Annotated in this window: 2 protein-coding genes; both read left to right on the top strand. The window is 32.6% G+C overall.

The genetic code is table 11. The features are described from left to right. The coding region (locus AC4AGG_RS16460; RefSeq protein WP_489773110.1) for a hypothetical protein at window positions 1–194 on the top strand (194 nt) is incomplete at its 5' end. A gap of 2 nt (window positions 195–196) precedes the next feature. Next, window positions 197–1240 (top strand): radical SAM protein, encoded by a 1044-nt coding sequence (locus AC4AGG_RS16455; RefSeq protein WP_489773109.1) that lies wholly within the window; start codon window positions 197–199, stop codon window positions 1238–1240. Window positions 1241–1276 lie beyond the last annotated feature (36 nt).

Below are 1276 nucleotides of genomic sequence, written 5' to 3'. Positions count from 1 at the left end.
ACTATAAAAAGGTAGAGTTTGATACTGATGGCGGAACTAATACCAAAGAATGGATTGAGGCAGAAGGAAAAGAAGTTGATTTGTCCCAAATGGATGATGAAGAGATTTGGAAATACATTTATGGAGAGTATGTAGTGAATGGCGAGTTAGGGAAAATTTGTGGGTTAGGAGTAACTCAAACACAAACCTATTAATTATGAATTTAATAAGAAGACACAGTGATGGATATAATTTTGTAGCTGATCCAAAATCTGGTATAACAATGCGATGGGGGAAAACAGTAAACGATGATCCTTATAGAGCACCTTTACCCGAATTAGTTGATATTTCAATCTCAAATCATTGCACTAAAGGCTGTACTTTTTGCTATCGAGATAGTGTAGCCAATAATGTATTTATGAGTTTGGATGATTATGAAACTGTAATTCAATCTTTGAATGATGAGCGTTGGGGTAATGTTTTTCAAGTAGCATTAGGGGGTGGTGAACCACTGGAACATCCTGATATTATTGAAATATTAAAAATCACAAGGAAATATAATGTCGTGCCCAATTTTACAACAAATGCAATGCATATCACAAAAGATATTGCAGAACAGATTAAGCCACTCGTGGGGGCTGTAGCAATTTCTTTTCCAAACATTCGTTCTATACCATCGTCTAAAGCACAAATTTTTATTGATGAGGGAATTAAAACGAATATTCATTTTATACTCGACAAGAAAAGTATAAAGCAAGGAATAGAAATTTTAGAAGGTAAATATAATGAGTTATTGAAAGGGGTTAACTCGATAATATTTCTGACGTTTAAGCCTATGGGGAGAGGAAAAGAAGATTTATGTTTAGAATTAAATGATGATTTAAAGAAATTTTGCAAATTGATTGACGGTCATTCTTGTAATCTCAATATAGGTTTTGATTCTTGTTTTATGCTGATGCATTTTACAAATACTACAATTGATTTTATTGAACCATGTGAATGTGCTTTTTTTTCTGCTTATGTTGATGAAAATCTAAATGTAAAGCCCTGCTCATTTGCGAATCACAATAGGGATACATACAATTTAAAAGAGAAAGGTTTTTCGGAAATCTGGAATAGCCATTGGGAAACTTATCGGAAAGCTCAAGTAAATACTTGTGAAAGAACTTGTAAGAATAGTAGTAATTGTAGAGGCGGTTGTCCATATTATAGTCAGATAAATTTGTGTAAAACAGAAAAACCTGCTGAAGCATTGATATGATAAATATTTTGTGGAGCCAATTTGATGTAAAATCTA

This window comes from Chryseobacterium sp. CG10_8 (genome assembly GCF_058117085.1).
The sequence above is the reverse complement of the archived record's forward strand: the minus strand, read 5'-3'. Positions and strand labels throughout refer to the sequence as shown.

Excerpts from the sequence above, each read along its gene's own strand:
- AC4AGG_RS16455 (WP_489773109.1), top strand. The coding sequence starts at position 197 with ATGAATTTAATAAGAAGACACAGTGATGGATATAATTTTGTAGCTGAT.